Origin of the sequence: Nostoc sp. CALU 1950 (genome assembly GCF_051172895.1) — a bacterium.
Classification (GTDB): domain Bacteria; phylum Cyanobacteriota; class Cyanobacteriia; order Cyanobacteriales; family Nostocaceae; genus Nostoc; species Nostoc edaphicum_A.
Genome location: NZ_JBDNJQ010000374.1, coordinates 1 through 1,296, shown reverse-complemented (window position 1 = coordinate 1,296; position 1,296 = coordinate 1). Strand labels below are relative to the sequence as shown.

Annotated in this window: 1 protein-coding gene; it reads right to left on the bottom strand. The window is 44.8% G+C overall.

The window, feature by feature from the left end; all coding sequences use genetic code 11:
• Position 1: 1 nt before the first annotated feature.
• A partial coding sequence (locus tag ABF638_RS37980; RefSeq protein WP_435027884.1) for an NF041680 family putative transposase occupies positions 2 to 1,296 on the bottom strand: 1,295 nt, incomplete at its 5' end.

The window sequence follows — 1,296 nt, the reverse complement described above, 5'->3', positions numbered from 1 at the left end:
ATTAAACAGCAACAGATGCTTCTTTACGTGGTCGTGTTACTGTTTTTTTAACAATCGGGCATCGGTTTTTACGGTGACGCTTTTTTCCTTCTTCCCAACCAGGGGACTTTCCGCGAGGTTTGGGTGGAAGGGCTGGAGTACCAATCACCGCAAAAACTCCACCCATAGCTTGAGCGACTCGTCCAGGAGTCAAATTATCGATTGATTTTTGCCAGGGTAAAGGGTTGTCAGTAACGATATCACGGGCTAACCACAACTCCCAAGTCATCAGGGGCATTAAGTCACTCCATCTTTCAGATTGCTTGGGGGTACTTAGCTTGGGAACAGTCCAGTGGAGTCGTTGTTTTAAAAAGCGATACCAGTGATCAATTGTAAAGCGACGCAAGTAAAGTTGCCAAACTTCTTCTAAGGGAGGCATTTCTTCTCCTGCCCAAGCTAACCACAAAGGTTTCGATACTCGTTGATTACCTTGAACATCAAGACGTTCAACTCTTAAAACTGACATCGGACGCGTCACCGCTTTACGGAAATGCAGATTTTTCCACAAGCTAACCCGTACCCGTTTTAGTTTCGGATCATCTACCTCGAAGACAGATGCTACTTGGCTCCATGTTGTTGGTTCATTCAACTTGAATTTATCACCATGTTTCCTGGGACAGCCCTTACCCGAATAAGCTCCTGGCTCGCCCCATAAACAAAGATTTGAACGCAATCGTACCAAAATATCTGCTGGAATACTCGCAGTTTTTAACAAAAAAGGGGCACAACCATACTCACTGTCCCAAACTGAAATTGGTCTAACGGCTAAATGCTTACACACCTGTTTAAGTTGCCAAACCGCTTTCTGAATTGGACTTTCGGCACTTGTGATCCGTTCATGTCTCAAGGGTAGGGCCCAACTACCTGATTTTTCTGGTATCCAAGCAATTGTGCTATATCCTTGACCAATGGTAATCGGTTTATTTTCTGCTATGGATGTGCCACTATGCTCATAAGTCCTCTCTTGTAGCGTTACTGCATCAGGGCGAGGCCAGTTTGTGTGGTCGCCTGCTAACAAGGGTCGTCCCTCTACTGGTATCTGTTTGATGTATAACTGCATCAATTTCTGTCGCTGCGGTCTGCTATCTTGTAGCGCTTCATAAATACTTGGCCACTTGCGTCTGAATACTGGTGATAAGGATAAGTCTGCTAAGGAATAGACAGTGCGGGTCAGCAATATGGCATCTGTTAATTCAAAGGTCGCATCTTTGGCTCTACCTAAATATTTGTAAGCTACTTGACGAAACTCTTCAAGTC